Raw genomic sequence first — 23,219 nt, 5'->3', positions numbered from 1 at the left:
CCACTTTCCCCTATAAGAATAATTGAAATTATGTCTAACCAAATCTCCACGCCATTACGGCGCGTCAGCATTTTGGCCATTGATCGGGTATTCGCTTCAACCCTCATGCAAGCCAAGGATTTCTTCCACCTCGCCAGCCTGCGCTATGGCAAGCAACAAGGCCTGGGCCTGACACCCGCGTTCGAAACGCGCCTGGTCAGCCCCGACGGGCAGTCGGTGCGCAGCTTCAGCGATGTGATCATGCCGGTGGACGGCGGGCTGGAAGACGCCGACATCATCGTGTTGCCGGCCTTCTGGGATGATTTCGACGCCCTGTGCGGCCGCTACCCCCAAGTGCTGCCCTGGCTGCGCGCGCAACACGCACGCGGCGCCGTGTTGTGCGGCGAAGCCACCGGGGTGTTCTGGCTGGCTGAAGCCGGCCTGCTCGATGGCAAGGAAGCCACTACGTACTGGCGTTTCTTCAACGCCTTCAGCGAACGCTTCCCCAAGGTGCAACTCAATCAGGACAAGCACCTCACCGACGCCGACAACCTGTACTGCGCCGGCGGCACCACCTCAGCGTGCGACCTCTATATCTATCTGATCGAACGCTTCTGCGGCGCCAACATCGCCCAGGCTGTGGCCCGGGACATTCTCTATGAAGTGCAGCGCAGCTATTCGCCTGGACGTATTGGCTTTGGCGGGCAGAAGTTGCACCAGGACGTGATCATCCTGCAGATCCAGCACTGGCTCGAAGAACACTTCGCCGACAAATTCCGCTTCGAAGACGTGGCCCGGGAACACGGCATGAGCATCCGCAACTTCATGCGGCGCTTCCAGACCGCCACCGGTGACAAGCCGCTGCATTACCTGCAACGGTTGCGCATCGAGACGGCAAAGGGCCTGCTCTCAGGCAGCCGCAAGAGCATCAAGACCATCAGTTATGAGGTGGGTTATGACGATGCGAGCTTCTTCGCGCGGCTGTTCAGGCAGCACACCGAGTTGTCGCCGAACCAGTATCGCCAGCAGTTCCAGCAGGCTGCTTAAACCAATGTGAGAGGGGGCAAGCCCCCTCCCACACTTAGGGTTTGTGGCCGCGCGAGAGGAACTCGTGGGACTGCATTTCCAGCAAGCGGCTCAAGGTTCGCTGGAATTCGAAGTTCAAACGACCGCCGGTGTAGAGGTCTTTGAGTTCGACTTCCGCCGAGATGATCAGCTTGACGTTGCGGTCATAGAACTCGTCGACCATGTTGATAAAGCGCCGCGCGATATCGTCGGTGGTGACGCTCATCTGTTCCACGCCGCTGAGGATCACCGCGTGGAAGATCTTGCCCAATTCGATGTAGTCGTTCTGGCTGCGTGGGCCGTCGCATAGCTGGCGGAACTCGAACCAGGCCACGTCGTCGCAGGTGCGTAGGGCGATGATTTCGCGGTTCTCGATCACCAGCTTGTCGTTTTCCACCGCCTGGGTGCATTCCGGCGTGAGCGCACGGAAGCTCTTACGCAAGCTTTCGTGGGCGGCTTCGTTCAACGGGAAGTGATACAGCTCCGCTTGTTCGAGATGACGCAGGCGGTAGTCGACGCCGCTGTCGACGTTGACGATTTCAGTGTGTTGCTTGATCAGCGCAATCGCCGGCAGGAAGCGCGCACGTTGAAGGCCGTCTTTGTACAGGCCGTCGGGCACGATGTTCGAGGTGGCGACCAGGGTCACGCCGTTCTTGAACAGCTCTTCCATCAACGTGCCGAGGATCATGGCGTCGGTGATGTCGGAAACGAAGAATTCATCGAAGCAGATCACCCGGGCTTCCTGGGCAAAACGTTTGGCGATGATGGTCAGCGGGTTTTTCTCGCCCGGCAGGGTCTTCATTTCTTCGTGCACACGCTTCATGAAGCGGTGGAAGTGGGTGCGGACTTTTTCCTTGAACGGCAGCGCTTCAAAGAAGGTGTCGACCAGGTAAGTCTTGCCACGGCCCACGCCGCCCCAGAAGTACAGGCCTTTGACCGGCGTGTGGTCTTTCTTGCCAAACAGCTTGCTGAGCATCCCCGGCTTGCTTTGCGAGGCCGCGAGCAGGTCGTCGTACAGACGCTGCAAATGACGCACCGCCGTTTCCTGGGCCGCATCATGGAAGAATTCAGGGCGTTTCAGATCAGCTTGATATCGTTCTAGGGGCGTCATAATTTCGTTAGCAAGGCAACAAAAACGGGCCGTCACTGTAACGACGGCCCTGGATAATGGCAATCAACCCTTGGTCGGGTTAATCCTCGAGGGGGGTCAATGCGACGCGCAGGGCTTCGATGGCCGCGTCAAGCGACGCAGGGTCGGCAAACTCGGCGCTGTCGGCCACCGCGGCGCCGTCCAGCCATACGCTGAAACGCAGACCTTCGGTGCGTACGTCCAACGCTTGACCGCTTTGCAGTTGTTTAGTCACCGCGCCCGCCGCCTTGCCATCGGCAAAGTTGCGTGACAGCAGCAATTGCTCGCCATCGGCGGCCAGCAGGCGGAAACGGAAACTTCCGTCGTCTTCGCGAAAGCTAACGAAGCGCGCCGTCTTGGCGGCTTTCTTCTTGGCACTGACCGGCGCGGCCGCCTGATTGACGAACGAACGCAAGCCTACCGCTTCACGCAACTCGGCGAGGAACGGTGCGGCCACGGCGCGAGCCTTTTTGGCGCCGACCAGCAGCAGGTCTTCCATGTCCGAAGGGCGTGACATCAATTGGTGATAACGCTCGCGGGCCTCACCCAACTGGCTGTCGAGCAGTTGGAACAGACGATTCTTCGCCTCGCCCCAGCCCAGGCCTTGCAGCAGTTCGCCACGGAACTCTTCTTCTTGCGCTTTAGTCGCAAACGCCTGGTACAGCGTGAACAGGTGCGAGTTGTCCGGATCCTTGGCTTCGCCCGGCGCACGCGAGTCGGTCACGATGCGCGAGATCGCGTCTTTCATGTCCTTGGCGCTGGTGAACAACGGGATGGTGTTGTCGTAGCTCTTGGACATCTTGCGGCCGTCCAGGCCCGGCAAGGTGGCGACGCTTTCTTCGATCAACGCCTCGGGCATGGTGAAGAATTCTTTACCGTTGCCGAATAGGTGGTTGAAACGCTGGCCGATGTCGCGGGCCATTTCCACGTGTTGGATCTGGTCGCGGCCCACCGGCACCTTGTGCGCGTTGAACATCAGAATGTCCGCCGCCATCAGCACCGGGTAGCTATACAGCCCCATGCTGATGCCCGCATCCGGGTCTTCACCGGCTTCCACGTTCTTATCCACCGACGCTTTGTAAGCGTGAGCGCGGTTGAGCAGGCCCTTGGCGGCGACGCAGGTCAGCAGCCAGGTCAGCTCGGGAATTTCCGGGATGTCGGACTGGCGATAGAACGTCACCCGGTTCACATCCAGGCCACCGGCCAGCCAAGTCGCGGCGATTTCCATGCGCGAGCGCTGGATGCGCTGCGGGTCATCGCATTTGATCAGGGCGTGGTAGTCGGCCAGAAAGTAGAAGGAATCGGCATTGGCATCCTGGCTGGCGAGGATGGCCGGGCGAATCGCACCGGCGTAGTTGCCCAGGTGCGGCGTGCCGGTGGTGGTGATGCCGGTGAGGATACGGGTACGAGTCGTCATGGGTAATCGCTTATCAGACTGCTATCAATTCGAGAGACGCGGCAGCACCAGATCCTTGAGGTCGGTGAGCTTGCCGTGAAAAAAGTGCCCGCATTCTGCCACTTTCAGCAGCTCATGGGGGCGTTTCAACGCGGCGGACCAGTCGTAAACCAACTGCGGCTCGACTACTTCGTCGGTTTCCGGCTGGATCAGGGTCAATGGGCAGTTCTGGGGCAGCACATCGCTATCGCTCAAACGCATCACGGCAGCGGCGACCATGAACAGGTGCGCGAGTTTTTCGCCTTTGGCCTCCAGGCGCCCGCCGAGGCTCGCCGCCACATAACCACCGAAGGAAAACCCGAGCAAGGTGATCGGCAGGTCCGGGTGTTTTTCCCGCAGCCAGGTGACGGCCGCTTCGGCGTCGTCCACTTCGCCGCTGCTCATGTCGTGAGTGCCGGCACTGGCACCGACGCCACGGTAATTGAAGCGCAGCGTGATCAAACCGGCATCGCGGGCGGTGCGTTGCAGGGTCGACACGACTTTATTGAGCATGGTCCCGCCCTGCACCGGGTTAGGGTGGCAGATCAGCGCCAGGCCACGTGGTTCGGGCTGATCCAGGTACAAGGCTTCCAACTGGCCTACCGGGCCATCGATCAAAACGGGGGTTTCACGCATGAGCAAGGAATGAACTCCGTGACCTCTCAATGGGTCGACTCGTCTAGCTAAAAATCTGTGCATGACATCATTGCGAGCTTAATCGCGGTATACAGCGCAGGTCCGAGCCGTTAACGTAAAGCAAAGCCGTTTATAGAGGAAGGACTCGTGGAACACTCGCTCTTAGTTTGGTTGTTGCCGACTCTTGCCCTGGTTGCCGGTGTCGCCATTGGATTCCTGGTTGCTCGCCTGCTGCCGAATGCCGCGCCTAACCGCACGCAGCGTCAGCTCGATGACATCCAGGAACGTTTTGACAGTTATCAGAACGAGGTTGTTACCCACTTCAATAGCACTGCGACCCTGGTCAAGAAGCTCACTCAGAGCTACCAGGAAGTACAGGATCATCTCGCCGATGGCGCTAACCGCCTGGCTCTCGACGACATTACCCGCCAGCGCCTGCTGGCCGCGCTGCACTCCGATGCACCGCAAACACCACGGGAACGCCTGACCCCGCCCCGGGAAAATCAGGAACCGCCACGGGACTACGCGCCAAAAACGGCGGATGCCCCCGGCATGCTCGATGAGCATTACGGCTTGAAGAAGTAAGTCTTTTCAAGCCGCAAAAAAGCCCGGTTGATCGATGATCAACCGGGCTTTTTGTTGGGCCTCGTTCTTTAGATATTGGACTTCAGGCCACGGGTTGCTCTTGAAGCCAGCCGCCTTCGATCCGCACATGCCGGCCATGGAAGCGCTTGAGGCTGCTGCGGTGACCGACGCTGACGATGCTCAACCCCGGCAGTTCATCGATCAATGCTTGATACAGCGTGGCCTCATCCTCTTCGTCCATCGCCGATGTGGCTTCGTCCATGTATAGCCATTGCGGGGCATACAGCAACGCGCGGGCGAAGGCCAAGCGCTGATGCTCGCCCGGTGAAAGCATGCGCTGCCAGTGGTTGGGCTCATCCAGACGGTCCACCAGATGCGGCAAGCGGCAGGTTTGCAAGACCTGTGCATAACGTTGCGCCGAATAGACGCCGTCGTCCTGTGGGTAACTCAACGCAGCCTTCAACGTGCCGATGGGCAGGTAAGGCTTTTGCGGCAGGAACAAGTAACGCTTGGCCGGCAGGCGAATGCTGCCGTGGCCGGCCGGCCACAAATGCCCCATCGCGCGCAGCAAGGTACTTTTACCGCTGCCAGAGCGGCCACTGAGCATCACACGCTGGCCCGGTTCGACCACCATGTTCGCATCGGTCAGCAGATGGCGGCCGTCCGCCAGGTTCATGCCCAACCCTTGCACCACAAGGCGCTCCCCCTCCGAGCTGACGTCGATGGCTGCCGGGCGCTGCTCGTTTTCACTCATGGCCTGCTGGAAGCTCAACAGACGATCGCTGGTGGCGCGCCAGCTGGCCAGCTCGGTGTACGCGCTGATAAACCAGCTGAAGTTATCCTGCACGTTGCCGAACGCCGAATTGATTTGCATCAGCTCGCCCAGCTCGATCTTGCCGGTGAAGTAACGCGGCGCGGCAACGATGAATGGAAAGATGATTGCGATCTGGCTGTAGCCGGCGGTGAAAAACGTCAAGCGCTTGGACACCTTCATAATGTCCCAGAAGTTATGCCAAACCTTGCTGAAACGTTCGCTCAAACGCTGGTTTTCGTTCGGTTCGCCGTTGTACAGGGCGATGCTCTCGGCATTCTCGCGCACACGCACCATGGAAAAACGCAGGTCCGCCTCGAAGCGCTGTTGCTGATTGCTCAAGCCGATCAAGCGTCGTCCGATCAGGTGGGTGAGCCAACTGCCGACGGCGGCATACAACAATGCGCACCAGAACATATAACCTGGGATGGTGATGCCGAACACTTCGATACTGCCCGAAACACCCCACAGGATGATCGAGAATGACACCAGGCTGACGACGTTGCGCAACAGCCCGAGCCCCAGGCTCAAGGTGCCGGTGGTGAAACTGTTGAGGTCTTCGGAAATCCGCTGGTCTGGGTTATCGGTGTAACCGCCCTGCTCCAGCTGGTAGTAGTTTTTGTGGGCGAGCCAGCGCGCAAAGTGCTTTTCGGTGAGCCAGGCGCGCCAGCGGATGGTCAGCATCTGGGTCAGGTACAAGCGATACACCGCGCCCAGGATCGCCACGGCGGCAATTGCACCGAAATAACCGATCAATTGCCAAAAAGCGGCCGTATCCTTCTTTTCGAGGGCGTTGTAGAAGTCCTTGTACCAATGGTTGATCCACACCGAGATCGCGACGCTGAACAGCGAAAGGCCGATCACCGCCACCAACAACAACCAAGCCTTGCCCTTCTCTTCACTGCGCCAATAGGGCGTGATCATCGCCCAGGTTCGTCGAAAGAATTGCCCCCGCACCGCGTCATTGACTGCGGAGTACTCAGCGTTCTGATTCATCGTTCAGGCTCGGTAGGAAAAACATCACAGGCGTTTGAGCCGATCATAGGCGATCGGTTCAGGACGTCCTACAAGCTGAAGCGATTCGTTCAGTCGGGGTTCAGCGCCGTACCGGGCGCTTCTGCAGCTTGCGCTGCAACGTCCGGCGATGCATGCCCAGAGCACGGGCGGTGGCGGAGATATTGCCTTCGTGCTCGGTGAGTACGCGCTGGATATGCTCCCACTGCAAGCGGTCCACCGACATCGGGTTTTCCGGCACCAGGGTGTCGAGGTCGGCATGTTCGGACAGTAGCGCGGCGAGCACGTCGTCGGCGTCCGCCGGCTTGCACAGATAATTGCAGGCACCGCGCTTGATAGCCTCGACCGCCGTGGCGATGCTGGAGTAACCGGTGAGAATGACCACGCGCATTTCCGGGTCCAATTCCAGCAATTTGGGCAGCAGCACCAGGCCGGAGTCGCCGTCCATTTTCAGGTCGAGCGCGGCGTAGTCCGGCAGGTCGGCCTGGGCGATGGTCAGGCCCTCTTCGGCGGAACCGGCGGTGCTTACCCGAAAACCGCGACGGCTCATGGCGCGCGCCATCACGCGGGTAAACGTGGCGTCGTCATCTACCAGCAACAGGTGCGGCAGTTCTTCGCCTTCGACTTGGATCTCATCACTCATCGATATCTCCTCGTGCGACACGGGGCAGGCGCAGCTCGGTGAGCGTGCCGCCGTCCTCATGACTATAGAGCTTCACTGAGCCGCCGGCGCGGGTCACGCTGGCCTTGCTCAAAAACAGACCGAGGCCGAAGCCCTTGCCCTTGGTGGTAAAAAACGGTTTGCCGATCTGCTCGGCAATGGCCAACGGCACGCCCGCACCGTGGTCGCGAATGCTGATGGTGAGGTTTTCCGTGTCCCAGTCCAACTGCACTTCGAGGCCTTCTGGGCAGGCATCAGCAGCATTGTTCAACAGGTTGAGCAGCGCCTGGGTCAAGTCCGGCGGCGGCGCCATGCGCGGCACCGGGCCCTGCCCCAGTAGATGGAATCGGTAACTGGCCTCGGGGCGCATCAGGTGCCAGCGGTTCAGGGCTTCGTCGAGCCACTGGGTCACGTCCTGCATCTCCACCGCCAGGCGGCGGTTGGCTTCGGCGGCGCGTACCAGTTGCTGCAAGGTTTGCTTGCACTGCTTGACCTGTTCGCGCAGCACGCCGAGATCCTCTTGCAGCGCCGGGTCGTGATGGTCCTGGGTCATCTCGTTGAGCAGCACGCTCATGGTCGCCAGCGGCGTACCCAATTCGTGAGCCGCGCCGGCCGCTTGAGTGGCCACGGCCAGCAATTGCTGGTCGCGCAAGCCTTCTTCACGGCGAATGGCCCGCAGTTCTTCCTGCCGGCGCAGTTCTTCGGCCATGCGCGCGGCAAAGAAAGTGATCACGGCGGCCGACAGGGCAAAGCTCAACCACATCCCGTAGATCTGCAGGTTTTCCCGAGCGATAGGGAACGTCTGCAACGGATAGAACTGAGCCAGCAACAGGGTATAGAGGGTCAGCGCGATCCCGGACAGCACCACCGAGTAGCGCCACGGCAAGGTCACGGCGGCGATGGTCAGAGGCACCAGGTAATACGAAACGAAGGGGTTGGTGGAACCGCCGGAGAAGTAAAGCAACACACTGTGGATAAACAGATCACAGGCCAGTTGCAGGGCGTACTCCAGCTCGGTCACCGGCCAGGTGGTGCGCAGCCGGATGGCGGTAAACACACATAGCACGGTGGAAAAACCCAGGGTCACGCCCAGTTGCAGCCACGGCAGCGGCAGCAGATCGAACCAATAGGCAAGCCCAACCGAGCCGGCCTGCGCGGCCAGTACCAGGATGCGAATGAACGTCAGGCGCCAGAGGTTCTGGCGAGTGGCGGAAGTCAGTTTTACGGCGGCGAGCATGAGCTCTCCCGATGAGTGCTGCAGGCGGATCGGCAGGAGTATAAACGAAGCAGACCGGCTGGCACGGCGTGTGTGGCTCTTTGACGCAGGCACGCTGCATGACCGTTCGTCGCCCACACGACAACCTGTAGTGAATGTGTAAACCCGAAGAACCCGACATCAACGTCTACAGTCATATCCACAGGATCAACCCAAGGAGCTTTTATGTCTCGTTTCATTCGCAGCGCAGCCGTTCTAACCCTTAGCGCCAGCACCCTGGCCAGCCTTTCGGCGATGGCGGCCGATGAACTGCACTACAACCAGATCTCCCTGCGTGCGGAGGTCAGCCAGGAAGTAGCCCGCGACAAGATGATCGTGACCCTTTACACCGAAGCTCAAAACGCCGACCCCGCCAAACTCGCAGCCGACATCACCACTACCTTGAACACAGCGTTGGGCCAGGCCCGCGAAGTCAAGGCCGTCACCTTGCGTCAAGGCAGCCGTAACAGCTACCCGATCTACGACAACAAGAACCAGAAAATCACCGGCTGGCGCGAACGTGCCGAGCTGCGCCTGGAAAGTGCGGATTTCCCGGCGCTGTCCAAGCTCACGGGCGAACTGCTCAACACCCTGAAAATGGCAAACATGGACTTCACCATCGCCGATAGCACCCGCAAGGCCAGTGAAGACGCCTTGCTCAAAGACGCCGTAGCAGCCTTCAAGGCCCGTGCCCAATTGGCCACCGATGCGTTGGGCGGCAAGGGTTACAAAATCGTCAACTTAAACTTCAACACCAATGGCTACCCGCAACCTTACGAGCGCGGCGCAATGATGATGAAGGCCGCCATGATGGATGCGGCACCGGCCCCCGAAGTGGAACCCGGCACCAGTAAGGTCACTATGTCGGCGGATGGGGTGATTGAAGTTCAGATCCCCTGATTACCCGAGCCCGACCTCTAATAACAACGCTGCCTCCGGGCAGCGTTTCTTGCTTTACCAAAAGCTGCCCGCATGACCACGCCATAAAGACTCCGCAGCCGTTTTTTCGCGCCCTGCTGGTGTCGCTAAATAGTCGTTGAAACGCCCCTTCCAATGTCGGCACGCCGATCAGGCTCAATCAGAGCTCGCGTTGTCACTACCTCACACCCCCAGAACGACGGTAACCTCGCAGACAGCCGTTTTCGTATGGCCAGCTTTTGTATGCCAGCCACTTCAGGGGTCTCCATGGAAAGAATTGCCTTCAAACCGCTGCTCCTCGCCGCCAGTCTCCTGGCCTGTATGCCCGCAGCGCACGCAGCCAGCACTCTGGTCTATTGCTCCGAAGCCAGCCCTGCCGGGTTCGACCCTAGCCAATACACCAGTGGCACCGACTTTGATGCGTCCGCCGAAACCGTGTTCAATCGCCTGACCCAGTTCAAGCGCGGCGGCACTGAGGTCGAGCCTGGGTTGGCGACCCGCTGGGAGGTATCCAACGACGGCCTGACCTACACCTTCCACCTGCGAGAAGGCGTCAAGTTCCACACCACTGACTTCTTCAAACCCACTCGTGATTTCAACGCGGATGACGTGCTATTCACCTTCAATCGCCTGTTGGACGCCGAAACCCCGTTCCGCAAGGCTTATCCTTCCGAGTCGCCGTACTTCACCGACATGGGCCTGAACACCACGATCAAGAGCGTCGACAAACTCGACGAGCACACCGTACGTTTCAGCCTGAACAACGTCGATGCCGCGTTCGTGCAGAACCTGGCCATGAGCTTTGCCTCCGTGCAATCGGCCGAGTACGCGGACCAGTTGTTGAAAGACGGCAAGGCCGAAGATATCAACCAGAAGCCGGTGGGCACCGGGCCGTTCGTATTCAAGCGTTATCAGAAGGACTCGCAGATTCGCTACGTGGCCAATAAACAGTATTGGAAACCCGAGGATGTGAAGCTCGACAACCTGGTCTTCGCGATTACCCCCGACGCCGCTTCGCGCCTGCAAAAACTCAAGGCCGGCGAATGCCAGGTCAGCGGCTATCCGCGCCCTGCCGACATTGAGGTGATGAAACAGGACCCGAATCTGCGCGTGCTGCAACAAGCCGGTTTCAACCTGGGCTTCTTGGCCTACAACGTGACGCATCCGCCGTTGGATCAGTTGAAAGTGCGCCAGGCTCTGGACATGGCCATCGACAAGCAGGCGATTATCAAAGCGGTGTATCAAGGTGCCGGACAATTGGCGCAGAACGCGCTGCCACCGGCCCAGTGGTCTTATGATCCATCGGTGAAGGACGCGCCCTACGACCCGGTCAAAGCCAAGGCGCTACTAAAAGAAGCAGGGGTTGCACCCGGCACCACCCTCAACCTGTGGGCGATGACCGTACAACGCGCATCCAACCCGAATGCGCGCATGTCGGCCCAGATGATTCAACAGGATTGGGCCAAGGTGGGCATCAACGCCAATATCGTCAGCTACGAATGGGGCGAGTACATCAAACGGGCCAAAAATGGCGAGCACGACGCCATGATTTACGGCTGGACCGGCGATAACGGCGACCCGGACAACTGGCTCGGCGTGCTCTACAGTTGTGCCGCGGTCAAGGGCAGCAACTACGCCAAATGGTGTAACCCGGCGTACGACAAACTGGTGCAGCAGGCCAAAGTGAGCAACGACCGCGAGCAGCGCATCAAGTGGTATCAACAGGCACAAAAAATTCTTAAGGAACAAGTACCTATAACGCCTATTGCGAACTCGACGGTTTTCCAACCTCTGCGCAAGGAAGTCAAAGACTTCAAAATCAGCCCCTTTGGGCTCACGCCCTTTTATGGCGTGAGTCTGGAGAAGTAACAGTGACGCCCCAACCGAGTGCGCTAGACGCCTCGGTTGGCCCTTCTTGGTGCAGCCTGCGCACCGAAAAAACCCTCAAAACAGGCGCAAATATGTCAAAACTTTCATAATTGCGACATTCCTGTACGCTCGTACCACTCTTTGCGCCTTGCAACAGTTCAACGTCTTGCATTGGGTATGGCGCCTGCATAAGTATCCGCAGGCCGACTCACGAGGTCGCCCTCACCACCAAAAATGACAACAAATCATGAGGCCAACATGCTTAAACACGCAGTCCTTCCGTTATTAGTGAGCGCGGGCCTTATGGCCGCGGCCCCATTCGCCCATGCGGCGACTAACCTGGTGTTCTGCTCCGAAGGGAGCCCGGCCGGTTTCGATCCAGGCCAGTACACCACCGGAACAGACTTCGATGCTTCGGCCGAAACCATGTTCAACCGTCTGAGCCAGTTCGAACGCGGCGGCACCGCCGTGGTACCTGGCCTGGCCACCAGCTGGGACGTATCCCCGGATGGCCTGACCTACACTTTCCATCTGCGCGAAGGCGTCAAGTTCCACACCACCCCGTACTTCAAGCCCACTCGTGAATTCTCGGCTGACGACGTACTGTTCACCTTCAATCGGATGATCAACAAAGACGATCCATTCCGTAAGGCCTACCCCACCGAGTTCCCGTATTTCACGGACATGGGGATGGACACCAACATCAAGAACATCGAAAAAATCGATGACCACACCGTCAAGTTCACCCTTGGCACCGTGGACGCGGCATTTATCCAGAACCTGGCCATGAGCTTCGCGTCGATCCAGTCGGCGGAATACGCGGCGCAGCTGCTGAAAGAAGGCAAGCCTGCGGACATCAACCAGAAGCCGATCGGCACTGGCCCGTTCGTGTTCAAGAGCTACCAGAAAGACTCCAACATCCGTTACACCGGCAACAAGGATTACTGGAAGCCTGAAGACGTGAAGATCGACAACCTGATCTTCGCCATCACCACTGACCCGTCGGTGCGTATCCAGAAGCTCAAGAAAAACGAATGCCAGATCACCTTGTTCCCACGTCCGGCCGACCTCAAGGCGCTGGGCGAAGACAAAGACCTGAAACTGCCGCACCAGGCCGGTTTCAACCTGGGCTACGTGGCCTACAACGTCATGGACAAAATCAAAGGCAGCGACCAGCCCAACCCGCTGGCTGACCTGCGCGTACGCCAGGCGCTGGACATGTCGGTGAACAAGCAGCAGATCATCGACTCCGTCTACCAGGGCGCAGGCCAACTGGCCGTCAACGCCATGCCGCCGACCCAATGGTCCTATGACACCACCATCAAGGACGCCAAGTACGACCCTGAGAAAGCCAAGGCGCTGCTCAAGGAAGCCGGCGTCAAGGAAGGGACCGAGATCGTGCTGTGGGCCATGCCGGTTCAGCGTCCGTACAACCCGAACGCTAAGCTGATGGCAGAAATGCTGCAGAACGATTGGTCGAAGATCGGCCTCAAGGTCAAGATCACCAGCTACGAGTGGGGCGAGTACATCAAGCGCTCCAAAGGCGGCGAGAACCAGGCCATGATCATTGGCTGGAGCGGCGACAATGGTGACCCGGACAACTGGCTGAACGTGCTGTTCGGCTGCGATTCGCTGGCCGGTAACAACTTCTCCAAGTGGTGTGACAAGAAATTCGACGGCATCGTGAAAGAGGCCAAGGCCACTTCCGACGTCGCTAAACGCACCGAGCTGTACAAGCAGGCGCAACATATCCTCAAAGATGCAGTCCCGATGACACCTATCGCGCACTCGACGGTGTATCAACCCATGCGTAACACCGTACAGGACTTCAAGATCAGCCCGTTTGGCTTGAACTCCTTCTATGGCGTGAGCGTAAGCGGCAAGTAAGGACCAGTGACGGCGACGTTTCATAACGTCGCCGTTATTGCATCCGCCAGACCAGTAGGAAACAGACCACGCCCGCATCCGTTGCGTCCTACAGCAACGAACTGCGGTCCGCGACTCCGTTGCCTACAAGGTCAATCCGATTTGGCGCATTTACTGCGAACTCCGCGACCCATAACGTCGTAGGACAGCAGCGGTAGCCATATGGGAAAGGCACTTGCTGTGCGTGGGATCAGTGATGTCTCCCAGTCCGAAAGGCTGGGCGGTTGCTCGCTGATGACAACTACAAACAAGGATCGGGATCGTCATGCGCCATACCACCGTTCTATCCGCAATTTTTGGCACCAGCCTGCTGGCTGTGGCCACGATGGGCCAAGCCGCCGACAAGAAGAGCCTGGTGTTCTGCTCCGAAGGCAGCCCCGCAGGGTTCGATACAGCGCAGTACACCACCGCCACCGACAACGACGTGGCCGAGCCGCTGTACAACCGCTTGGTCGAGTTCGAGAAAGGCGCGACCAACGTAATACCTGGGTTGGCGACCAAGTGGGATATTTCAGAAGATGGCCTGACCTACACCTTCCATCTGCGTGAAGGGGTGAAATTCCACAGCAACAAGGAATTCAAGCCGACGCGGGACTTCAATGCCGACGACGTGCTGTTCACCTTCAACCGCATGCTTGACCCGGATCATCCGTTCCGCAAGGCCTACCCCACCGAGTTTCCGTACTTCAACGGGATGAGCCTGAACAAGAACATCGCCAAGGTCGAGAAAACCGACCCGTATACCGTGGTGATGACCCTGAACACGGTGGACGCCGCGTTCGTGCAAAACATCGCCATGAGCTTCGCCGCGATTCTGTCAGCCGAATACGCCGAGCAATTGCTCAAGGAAGGCAAGCCCAGCGACATCAACCAGAAGCCGATCGGCACCGGGCCGTTCGTATTCCAGCGTTACCAGAAAGACTCGCAGATCCGTTACGTGGCCAACAAACAATACTGGGACCCGAGCCGCGTGAAGCTCGACCAGTTGATTTTCGCCATCAACACCGATGCCTCGGTGCGCGTGCAAAAACTCAAGGCAGGCGAATGCCAGGTGACCCTGCACCCGCGTCCGGCGGACGTCGATGCGCTCAAGGCCGACCCGAACCTGCAACTGCTGACCAAACCGGGTTTCAACCTCGGTTACATCGCCTACAACGTGCGTCACAAGCCCTTCGACCAGCTTGAAGTGCGCCAGGCGCTGGACATGGCGGTGAACAAGCAAAGCATCCTCAATGCCGTGTACCAGGGCGCCGGGCAGCTGGCGGTCAACGCCATGCCGCCGACACAATGGTCCTACGACGAAACCATCAAAGATGCCGCCTACAACCCGGAAAAAGCCAAGGAACTGCTCAAGGCCGCCGGCGTGAAGGAAGGCACCGAGATCACCCTGTGGGCGATGCCGGTGCAACGGCCGTACAACCCCAACGCCAAGCTGATGGCCGAGATGCTGCAAAGCGACTGGGCCAAGATCGGCCTCAAGGTCAAGATCGTCAGCTACGAGTGGGGCGAATACATCAAGCGCACCAAGAACGGTGAGCACGATGTCAGCCTGATCGGCTGGACCGGCGACAACGGTGACCCGGACAACTGGCTGGGCACCCTCTACAGCTGCGACGCCATCGGTGGGAACAACTACTCGATGTGGTGTGACCCGGCGTACGACAAGCTGATCAAGCAAGCCAAGGTCGTAACCGACCGTGAACAAAGGACTGTTCTATACAAACAGGCGCAGCAACTGCTCAAGCAGCAGGTGCCGATCACGCCCGTCGCCCACTCGACGGTCAACCAGCCGTTAAGCGTCAAAGTCGAAGGGTTCAAAGTCAGCCCCTTCGGCCGCAACGTGTTCTCGGGCGTCAGTATTACCCCATAAGAAAATAACCGGATTGCGCAGGGCGAAGGCTGCCCTGCTGCAAACGTGCAGCCTTTTATTGGGATTTTTCCTACGGCAAACGTTTGCAACAGCTTGAACGAGTTACACACCAATAGCCGGTTCACCTAAAAAGACCGGCATAAAAAAAGAGAACCAAAGGAGCTCCACCCATGAAACTGAGCAGCAAAGTGCTTCTGGCTATGGCCATCAGCAGCATCACGGCCACCGCCTACGCAGAACCGGCCAGCCAGGAATTCGTTCCGACGACATTGGCCGGCACCAGCGCGCAAAGCGAAGCCAAAGGCTTTATCGAAGATTTCAGCCTGGGCGGCACCACGCGTAACTGGTACTCCCATGAAAGCAAATACCGTGGCGGCACCTTCTCATACGAGAAACACGGCGAAACTCGCACCGACCGCAACCGTACCAACTGGGTGCAGGGCACTATCCTTAACGCAAGCTCGGGGTTCACCCAGGGCACTGTAGGTGTCAAGACAGAAGTAGCGGTTTACAACGCGCTGGTCTTGGACCGCAGCAAGCGTGACATCAAAGGCGGCTCCAACCGCACCCTGGCCGACTCCGACGGCAACGCCGTAGATCAGTGGAGCAAACTGGGCCTGGCCAACGTGCAATTCCGCGTGTCCAACACCACTCTGACCGCAGGTCGCCAGAACTTCAGCAGCGGCATCGTCGACACCATCGGCAACCGTGCACTGCCTTCAAGCTTCGAAGGTGTGAGCTTCAATAGCGAAGAGTTCAGCAACCTGTCGTTCCAGGGCGGTATCTTCGATCGCGTTTCGCCACGTACCGAACAAAGCCTGTCGAAATTCCGTAGCGAATACGGCAACGGCACCCAGGAAACCGACAAGGTATCGACCCTGGGCGTGAACTACCAGCCGCTGAAAAGCCTGAAAACCAGCTTCTTCGCCGCCAACGTGAAGGACTTCTGGAACCAGTACTACTTCGGTGCAACCCACGAATTGGGCGACACTTCGCAACTGGGGCTGACTACCGGCTTCAACTACTACAAGACTGTCGACGAAGGCAAAAAAGAGATGGGGGAAATCGACAACGATACCTTCTCCCTGTCCCTGGGCCTGACTCACCAGGCACACAGCCTGACCTTCGCTTACCAGCAAGTGAACGGTAACGAGTACTTCGACTACCTGCACGAAACCAACGGCATCTACCTGGCCAACTCCCTGACCTCGGACTTCAACGGCCCGAACGAGAAGTCTTTCCAGGTCGCCTACGCCATCAACATGGCGGAGTACGGTGTACCAGGCTTGAAATTCAACGCCTACTCGGCTCGCGGCTGGGGTATCGACGGTACTCACTACACCGGCAACAACGGCCGGGCCAAGTTCGCCTACGACGGCATCCAGTCCCAAGACGGCGAGAAGCATCAGGAATACGGTGTAGGCGCCTCTTACGCCCTGCAAAGCGGCCCCCTCAAAGCCACTACCGTACGCGCGACTTATGTAGAGCACCGTGGCAGCGAGTTCCAGGCGGACGGCAGCATCAAAGAGTTCCGTCTGGTCACCACCATCCCATTCAACATTCTTTAATTAGCACCAGGCAGACGGCAGGCTCAGGAAGAGCCTGCCGTCTACGCTTGTCTGGTCCCATCGATTGCAGAGGGCTCTGAATGAAAATGCTCCCGCTACAAGCTGCCGTTGCCGCCGCGCTATTGAGCGCAGCTATCGGCGTATCGGCCAAACCCCTGGTGGTCTGCACCGAAGCCAGCCCGGAGGGTTTTGACCCGGTCCTGTACACCACCGCCGTCACCGCGGACGCCGCGGCCGAAACCGTGTTCAACCGTCTGGTGGATTTCAAGCCCGGTACTACCGAAGTGGTTCCCGCGCTGGCCAAGGACCTGCCGGAAATCAGCGCCGATGGCCTGACCTACACCTTTCACCTGCGTGAAGACATCAAGTTCCACACCACCGATTACTTCAAACCCACGCGCAACCTGAATGCCGACGACGTGCTCTGGAGCTTCAAACGCCAGCTGGACCCGAATCACCCGTGGCATAACAAGTCCACCGTGGGCTACCCGTACTTCGAGAGCATGGGCTTCAAAGAACTGCTCAAGAGCGTAGAGAAAACCGACGATCACACCGTCGTCTTTACCCTGACCCGTCCTGAAGCACCATTCCTGGCCGACCTGGCCATGGCGTTCTCCTCGATTCACTCCGCCGAATACGCCGACCAGTTGCTCAAGTCCGGCAAGACCGATGAGCTGAACAGCAAGCCGATCGGCACCGGCCCGTTCATCTTCACCCGCTACGCCAAGGACGCCCAAGTGCGCTTCAAGGCCAACCCGGAGTACTTCCGTGGCAAGCCGCCGGCCGATCCGCTGATCCTGGCGATCACCACCGACAACAACGTGCGCCTGCAAAAGCTCAAGGCCAACGAATGTCAGATCGCGCTGTATCCCAAGCCCGACGACGTGCCGAGCGTGAAGGCCGACCCAAACCTGAAAGTGGCGGAATTGGCGGCGATGACCACCGCGTACACCGCCCTGAACACCACCCACAAGTACATGAGCGACGCGCGGGTGCGCCACGCGATCAATATCGCGTTCGACAAGAAAGGCTACAACGAATCCCTCTATGGCAAAGGCAACGCCATCGACGCCACCGGCCCGTATCCACCAACCCTGCTGGGCTTCAACAATAAGTTGAAGAACCCTGAGCGCGACCTGGACAAGGCCCGCGCCCTGCTCAAGGAAGCTGGCGTACCGGAAGGCACCGAGTTCACCCTGTTCACCCGTAACGGCGGCGGCCCGACCAACCCCAACCCGATGCTCGGCGCCCAGCGCATGCAGGCGGACCTGGCGCAGATCGGCCTGAAAGTGAACATCAAAGTCATGGAATGGGGCGAGATGCTCAAGCGCGCCAAGGCCGGCGAGCATGACATGGTGTCCGCGGGCTGGGCCGGCGATAACGGCGACCCGGATAACTTCCTCACGCCGAACCTGAGTTGCGATGCTGCGAAAAACGGCGAAAACTACGCCCGCTGGTGTAACAAAGAGTTTCAGGCTTTGATCGACAAGGCCCGCGCTGACGCTGAACCCGCTGAGCGCGCCGCACTCTATGAACAAGCCCTGGATGTTTTCGAGAAAGACCAACCATGGATTCCCATGGCCTACCCGAAAATGTTTACCGCCATGCGCAAGAACGTCGAAGGCTTTACCCAAAGCCCTCTGACGACTAATAACTTCGCCACCACCCAGGTGAAGTAAATAAGAAAAACGCTCGGCACCGTCGACATGGGCGGTGCCGAACCTGCCTAACCGGCTGATTGAGGTACACCACAAGATGTTTAGTTTTATTGCCCGCCGACTGGGGTTATTGATCCCCACGTTCTTCGGCATCACGTTGCTGACGTTTGCGTTGATACGCATGATTCCCGGCGACCCCGTAGAAGTCATGATGGGCGAACGCCGCGTCGACCCCGAGATGCACGCACAGGCAATGGAACGCCTTGGCCTTAACAAGCCGCTGTATGCGCAATACCTGGACTATGTCGGCAAGCTCGCCCAGGGCGATCTTGGTGAGTCCCTGCGCACCCGTACCAGCGTGTGGACCGAGTTCACCGCACTCTTCCCCGCGACCCTGGAACTGTCCATGGCCGCCCTGTTGTTCGCCGGTATCCTGGGCCTGTTGGCCGGGGTGATCGCGGCACTCAAGCGAGGATCCCTGTTCGACCACGGGGTGATGGGCATCTCCCTGGCGGGCTATTCGATGCCGATCTTCTGGTGGGGCCTGATCCTGATCATGTTCTTCTCGGTGAGCCTGGGCTGGACCCCGGTTTCCGGGCGCATCGACCTGCTCTACGACATCGAGCCGCGCACCGGCTTCATGCTGATCGACACGCTGCTGGCTGACGAGCCGGACGCGTTCTTCGACGCCCTGCACCACCTGATCCTGCCGGCCATCGTGCTCGGCACCATTCCGCTGGCGGTGATCGCGCGGATGACCCGTTCGTCGATGCTCGAAGTGCTGCGCGAAGACTACATCCGCACCGCCAAGGCCAAGGGCCTGTCGCCGACGCGCGTGGTGTTCGTGCACGGCCTGCGCAACGCGCTGATCCCGGTCTTGACCGTAGTGGGCCTGCAAGTCGGCACCCTGCTGGCCGGCGCTGTGCTGACCGAAACCATCTTCTCCTGGCCCGGCATCGGCAAATGGCTGATCGAAGCCATTGGCGCGCGGGACTACCCGGTGGTGCAGAACGGCATTCTGCTGATCGCCTGCCTGGTGATCCTGGTGAACTTCGTGGTGGATATCCTCTACGGCTTCGCCAACCCACGCATCCGTCACCAGCGCTGAGATCATGACCATGACCACACCTACTCCAGTGTCAGCAGTCGATCAAAGCCTGCTGTACCCGTCCCCGTACAAAGAATTCTGGCAAGCCTTTTCCAAGAACAAAGGCGCGGTTGCCGGCCTGCTGTTTATGTTGCTGATCGTGTTCTGCGCGATCTTCGCCCCGTGGGTCGCGCCCCATAACCCCAGCGAGCAATACCGCGACTTCCTGCTCACCCCGCCGGCGTGGCTGGAAGGCGGGCAGATGCAGTTTCTGTTGGGCACCGACGAACTGGGCCGTGACCTGCTCTCGCGCCTGATCCAGGGGTCGCGCCTGTCGCTGCTGATCGGTTTGTCGTCGGTGGTGATGTCGCTGATCCCGGGCATCCTGCTGGGCCTGTTCGCCGGGTTCTTCCCGCGTCTGCTGGGCCCGACCATCATGCGCCTGATGGACATCATGCTGGCCCTGCCGTCGTTGCTGCTGGCCGTGGCCATCGTCGCCATCCTCGGCCCTGGCCTGATCAACACCGTGATCGCTATCGCCATCGTGTCGCTGCCGTCCTACGTGCGTCTGACCCGCGCCGCGGTGATGGGCGAGTTGAACCGTGACTACGTGACCGCCGCGCGCCTGGCCGGTGCCGGCCTGCCGCGCCTGATGTTCATCACCGTGCTGCCCAACTGCATGGCGCCGCTGATCGTGCAGGCCACCTTGAGTTTCTCCTCGGCGATCCTCGATGCCGCGGCCCTGGGCTTCCTCGGCCTTGGCGTACAACCGCCGACCCCGGAGTGGGGCACCATGCTGGCTTCGGCCCGTGACTACATCGAACGCGCCTGGTGGGTGGTGAGCCTGCCTGGTTTGACCATTTTGCTCAGCGTGCTGGCAATCAACTTGATGGGCGACGGCCTGCGCGATGCGCTGGACCCGAAACTCAAGAACGCCGCCTGAGGAGATTCCCATGTCACTGTTAGAAATCAAGAATCTCAACGTACGCTTCGGCGACGCAACCGCCGTGCCGGTGGTCGACGGCCTCGACCTGTCCGTGGACAAGGGCGAAGTACTGGCCATCGTGGGCGAGTCGGGTTCGGGTAAATCCGTGACCATGATGGCGCTGATGGGCCTGATCGAGCACCCCGGCATCGTCACCGCCGATGCGCTGACCTTCGACGGCAAGGACATGCTCAAGCTGAGCAACCGTCAACGTCGCCAGATCGTCGGCAAAGACCTGGCCATGGTGTTCCAGGACCCGATGACCGCGCTGAACCCCAGCTACACCGTGGGTTTCCAGATTGAAGAAGTGCTGCGCCTGCACCTGAAAATGTCCGGCAAACAGGCACGCAAACGCGCGATCGAATTGTTGGAAAAAGTTGAGATCCCAGGCGCCGCCAGCCGAATGGACGCCTATCCGCACCAACTGTCCGGCGGTATGAGCCAGCGCGTAGCCATCGCCATGGCAATTGCCGGCGAGCCGAAACTGCTGATCGCCGACGAACCGACCACCGCGTTGGACGTGACCATCCAGGCGCAGATCATGGACCTGCTGCTGGCCCTGCAAAAAGAGCAGAACATGGGCCTGGTGCTGATCACCCACGACCTCGCCGTGGTGGCCGAAACCGCCCAGCGCGTGTGCGTGATGTACGCCGGCCAGGCCGTGGAAGTCGGCCAGGTGCCGCAACTGTTTGATATTCCCGCGCACCCTTATAGCGAAGCGCTGCTCAAGGCGATCCCCGAGCACAGCCTGGGCGCCACCCGCCTGGCCACGTTGCCTGGCATCGTGCCCGGCCGCTACGATCGCCCGCAGGGTTGCCTGCTGTCGCCGCGATGCCCGTATGTGCAGGAATCCTGCCGTGCCCAGCGCCCGGGCCTCGATCCCAAAACCAACAGCCTCGCGCGCTGCTTCTACCCCTTGAACCAGGAGGTGGCGTAATGGCCGTCGTTCTTACCGCCCGCGACCTGACCCGTCACTACGAAGTGTCCCGTGGCCTGTTCAAGGGCCACGCCACCGTGCGGGCCCTCAATGGTGTGTCCTTCGAGCTGGAAGCCGGCAAGACCCTCGCCGTGGTCGGCGAGTCGGGTTGCGGCAAGTCCACCCTCGCCCGCGCACTCACGCTGATTGAAGAGCCGTCTTCGGGCTCGCTGAAAATCGCCGGCCAGGAAGTCGCCGGTGCCGACAAGGCCCAGCGCAAGCAATTGCGCAAAGACGTGCAGATGGTGTTCCAAAGCCCTTACGCCTCGTTGAACCCACGGCAGAAAGTCGGCGATCAACTGGGCGAACCGCTGCTGATCAACACCAACCTGTCCGCCGCCGAACGCCGCGAGAAAGTGCAGGCGATGATGAAGCAAGTGGGCCTGCGCCCCGAGCATTATCAGCGCTACCCGCACATGTTCTCCGGCGGCCAGCGCCAGCGGATTGCACTGGCTCGGGCGATGATGCTGCAACCCAAAGTGCTGGTGGCGGATGAGCCGACCTCGGCGCTCGACGTGTCGATCCAGGCTCAGGTGCTCAACCTGTTCATGGATCTGCAGCAGGAATTCAATACGGCCTACGTGTTCATTTCCCACAACCTGGCGGTGGTGCAACACGTTGCCGACGATGTGATGGTGATGTACCTCGGTCGCCCGGTGGAAGTCGGTCCGAAGGAAGACATCTACGCGCGCCCGCTGCATCCCTACACCCAGGCGCTGCTGTCGGCCACGCCGACCATTCATCCGGATCCGAACAAACCGAAGATCAAAATCGTCGGCGAGTTGCCCAACCCCTTGAACCCGCCACCGGGTTGCGCGTTCCACAAGCGCTGCCCGTACGCCACCGAGCGTTGCAGCACCGAGGAGCCGCAATTGCGAGCGTTGGATAACCGTCAGGTGGCTTGCCACTACGCGGAACAATTCGTCGCCTGAGCGCGCCGGACCGATCAGTAGCAGAGTTTCACAGCCCTTCCCATCAGGTTGCGCATCAGCCTGGCGGGAGGGGCTTTCTTTTTGCGGCGGCTATTTGTTGCCATCGTCATAGGTTTCGCTGTCTTCCCCTTCGTTGTAGGGGTTTTCTGCGTCCTCTTTCGGAGCCGGTTGGGCCTGGGGTTGCCAGCTGCCGGAATTGACCTCTTTCTGCTTTTTCTTGGTGACCGGGCCGGTGTCTTTCCACTGAGGCGTGCCTGCGTCAGCCAGTGCCGGGAGGGTCGTCAGCCACAGGCAGGCCAGCAACAGCAGGGATATGGCGCATTGAGCCTTTCGCACGGTGGTCTCCTTGGCAGTCGGTGGTTAAACGCTAGACCGGATGCCGGATTCTCGCCAATCTAACGCCTGGTGGAGAAAAATGTGGGAGAGGGCTTGCCCCCGATGACTGTGTGTCAGCCAGTACATTCAGGGCTGACACACTGCTATCGGGGGCAAGCCCCCTCCCACATCTGGGCCAAGATGTGCTGGCAAATTCGCTACAATTTGGCCCGCTAGCTAATAGCCAATTTCCGCCTAACCAAGTTCCGGTTAGACACAACGCGGTAAAAAAAGTGGGAGGGGGCTTGCCCCCGATGGCTGTGTGTCAGCTAGCACATTCAGGGCTGACACACTGCTATCGGGGGCAAGCCCCCTCCCACATCTGGGCCAAGATGTGCTGGCAAATTCGCTACAATTTGGCCCGCTAGCTAATAGCCAATTTCCGCCTAACCAAGTTCCGGTTAGACACAACGCGGTAAAAAAAGTGGGAGGGGCTTGCCCCCGATGGCTGTGTGTCAGCCAGTACATTCAGGGCTGACACACTG

At 59.5% G+C, this 23,219-nt stretch carries 19 protein-coding genes; 12 read left to right on the top strand and 7 right to left on the bottom strand.

Translation table 11 applies throughout. The annotated features are described in order from the left end of the window. The first annotated feature begins 105 nt into the window (after positions 1 to 105). On the top strand, positions 106 to 1,026 hold the full coding sequence (locus QRN41_RS00765) for a GlxA family transcriptional regulator (RefSeq protein ID WP_169868007.1): 921 nt from the start codon (positions 106 to 108) through the stop codon (positions 1,024 to 1,026). 34 nt (positions 1,027 to 1,060) lie between these two features. On the opposite strand, the gene zapE is transcribed toward QRN41_RS00765, so the two are convergent. From zapE to QRN41_RS00750, 3 genes are all read right to left on the bottom strand, one after another. Next, a complete protein-coding gene (gene zapE, locus QRN41_RS00760; RefSeq protein WP_034095873.1) occupies positions 1,061 to 2,155 on the bottom strand; it encodes a cell division protein ZapE in 1,095 nt (364 codons plus the stop codon). 79 nt (positions 2,156 to 2,234) lie between these two features. After that, positions 2,235 to 3,590 (bottom strand): tryptophan--tRNA ligase, encoded by a 1,356-nt coding sequence (locus QRN41_RS00755; protein WP_034136963.1) that lies wholly within the window; start codon positions 3,588 to 3,590, stop codon positions 2,235 to 2,237. A 24-nt stretch (positions 3,591 to 3,614) separates the two neighbouring features. Next, entirely contained in the window at positions 3,615 to 4,244 is a 630-nt protein-coding gene (locus tag QRN41_RS00750) for an alpha/beta hydrolase (RefSeq protein ID WP_094065283.1), read from the bottom strand. Between the two features lie 147 nt (positions 4,245 to 4,391). On the opposite strand from QRN41_RS00750, the gene QRN41_RS00745 reads away from it, so the two are divergent. Beyond that, positions 4,392 to 4,829: a Z-ring associated ZapG family protein gene (locus QRN41_RS00745; protein WP_034095870.1), complete on the top strand. Its 438-nt coding sequence runs from the start codon at positions 4,392 to 4,394 to the stop codon at positions 4,827 to 4,829. 82 nt (positions 4,830 to 4,911) lie between these two features. Here the strand turns inward: QRN41_RS00745 and QRN41_RS00740 are convergent, their stop codons facing one another. The 3 genes from QRN41_RS00740 to QRN41_RS00730 all read right to left on the bottom strand — a co-directional run bounded on the left by QRN41_RS00740 (position 4,912) and on the right by QRN41_RS00730 (position 8,552). Next, positions 4,912 to 6,636, bottom strand: a complete 1,725-nt coding sequence (locus QRN41_RS00740) for an ABC transporter ATP-binding protein/permease (protein ID WP_167417311.1) — start codon at positions 6,634 to 6,636, stop codon at positions 4,912 to 4,914. A 100-nt stretch (positions 6,637 to 6,736) separates the two neighbouring features. Further along, the gene (locus QRN41_RS00735) at positions 6,737 to 7,297 is read right to left on the bottom strand and encodes a response regulator transcription factor (RefSeq protein WP_003171731.1); all 561 of its coding nucleotides are present in this window, start codon (positions 7,295 to 7,297) and stop codon (positions 6,737 to 6,739) included. Then, positions 7,290 to 8,552: an ATP-binding protein gene (locus QRN41_RS00730; protein WP_034095868.1), complete on the bottom strand. Its 1,263-nt coding sequence runs from the start codon at positions 8,550 to 8,552 to the stop codon at positions 7,290 to 7,292. The genes QRN41_RS00735 and QRN41_RS00730 overlap by 8 nt, the downstream gene beginning before the upstream one ends. A gap of 204 nt (positions 8,553 to 8,756) precedes the next feature. On the opposite strand from QRN41_RS00730, the gene QRN41_RS00725 reads away from it, so the two are divergent. From QRN41_RS00725 to QRN41_RS00680, 10 genes are all read left to right on the top strand, one after another. Then, on the top strand, positions 8,757 to 9,470 hold the full coding sequence (locus QRN41_RS00725) for an SIMPL domain-containing protein (protein WP_034136960.1): 714 nt from the start codon (positions 8,757 to 8,759) through the stop codon (positions 9,468 to 9,470). Positions 9,471 to 9,755: 285 nt separating this feature from the next. Beyond that, entirely contained in the window at positions 9,756 to 11,357 is a 1,602-nt protein-coding gene (locus QRN41_RS00720) for an ABC transporter substrate-binding protein (protein ID WP_167417312.1), read from the top strand. 258 nt (positions 11,358 to 11,615) lie between these two features. Beyond that, entirely contained in the window at positions 11,616 to 13,244 is a 1,629-nt protein-coding gene (locus QRN41_RS00715) for an ABC transporter substrate-binding protein (RefSeq protein WP_034136958.1), read from the top strand. A gap of 364 nt (positions 13,245 to 13,608) precedes the next feature. Further along, positions 13,609 to 15,153: an ABC transporter substrate-binding protein gene (locus QRN41_RS00710; RefSeq protein WP_425326819.1), complete on the top strand. Its 1,545-nt coding sequence runs from the start codon at positions 13,609 to 13,611 to the stop codon at positions 15,151 to 15,153. Positions 15,154 to 15,323: 170 nt separating this feature from the next. Further along, entirely contained in the window at positions 15,324 to 16,721 is a 1,398-nt protein-coding gene (locus QRN41_RS00705; protein ID WP_167417314.1) for an OprD family outer membrane porin, read from the top strand. Positions 16,722 to 16,801: 80 nt separating this feature from the next. Beyond that, entirely contained in the window at positions 16,802 to 18,400 is a 1,599-nt protein-coding gene (locus QRN41_RS00700) for an ABC transporter substrate-binding protein (RefSeq protein WP_034136955.1), read from the top strand. A 76-nt stretch (positions 18,401 to 18,476) separates the two neighbouring features. After that, the gene (locus QRN41_RS00695; RefSeq protein ID WP_025856266.1) at positions 18,477 to 19,487 is read left to right on the top strand and encodes an ABC transporter permease subunit; all 1,011 of its coding nucleotides are present in this window, start codon (positions 18,477 to 18,479) and stop codon (positions 19,485 to 19,487) included. A 10-nt stretch (positions 19,488 to 19,497) separates the two neighbouring features. Then, positions 19,498 to 20,409 carry an ABC transporter permease subunit gene (locus tag QRN41_RS00690; RefSeq protein ID WP_010213191.1) on the top strand — a complete coding sequence of 304 codons (912 nt, stop codon included), beginning with the start codon at positions 19,498 to 19,500 and terminating at the stop codon, positions 20,407 to 20,409. Positions 20,410 to 20,419: 10 nt separating this feature from the next. After that, positions 20,420 to 21,388: an ABC transporter ATP-binding protein gene (locus QRN41_RS00685; RefSeq protein WP_034136954.1), complete on the top strand. Its 969-nt coding sequence runs from the start codon at positions 20,420 to 20,422 to the stop codon at positions 21,386 to 21,388. After that, positions 21,388 to 22,359 carry a peptide ABC transporter ATP-binding protein gene (locus tag QRN41_RS00680; protein WP_034095859.1) on the top strand — a complete coding sequence of 324 codons (972 nt, stop codon included), beginning with the start codon at positions 21,388 to 21,390 and terminating at the stop codon, positions 22,357 to 22,359. Before QRN41_RS00685 ends, QRN41_RS00680 begins: the two co-directional genes overlap by 1 nt. Positions 22,360 to 22,449: 90 nt before the next feature. On the opposite strand, the gene QRN41_RS00675 is transcribed toward QRN41_RS00680, so the two are convergent. Further along, a complete protein-coding gene (locus tag QRN41_RS00675; protein WP_167417315.1) occupies positions 22,450 to 22,695 on the bottom strand; it encodes a hypothetical protein in 246 nt (81 codons plus the stop codon). Between the last annotated feature and the right edge of the window lie 524 nt (positions 22,696 to 23,219).

Origin of the sequence: Pseudomonas sp. efr-133-TYG-23 (assembly GCF_030209215.1) — a bacterium.
Classification (GTDB): Bacteria; Pseudomonadota; Gammaproteobacteria; order Pseudomonadales; family Pseudomonadaceae; genus Aquipseudomonas; species Aquipseudomonas rhodesiae.
Note: the sequence above shows the minus strand (reverse complement) of the source record. Positions and strands in the feature narration are given on the sequence as shown.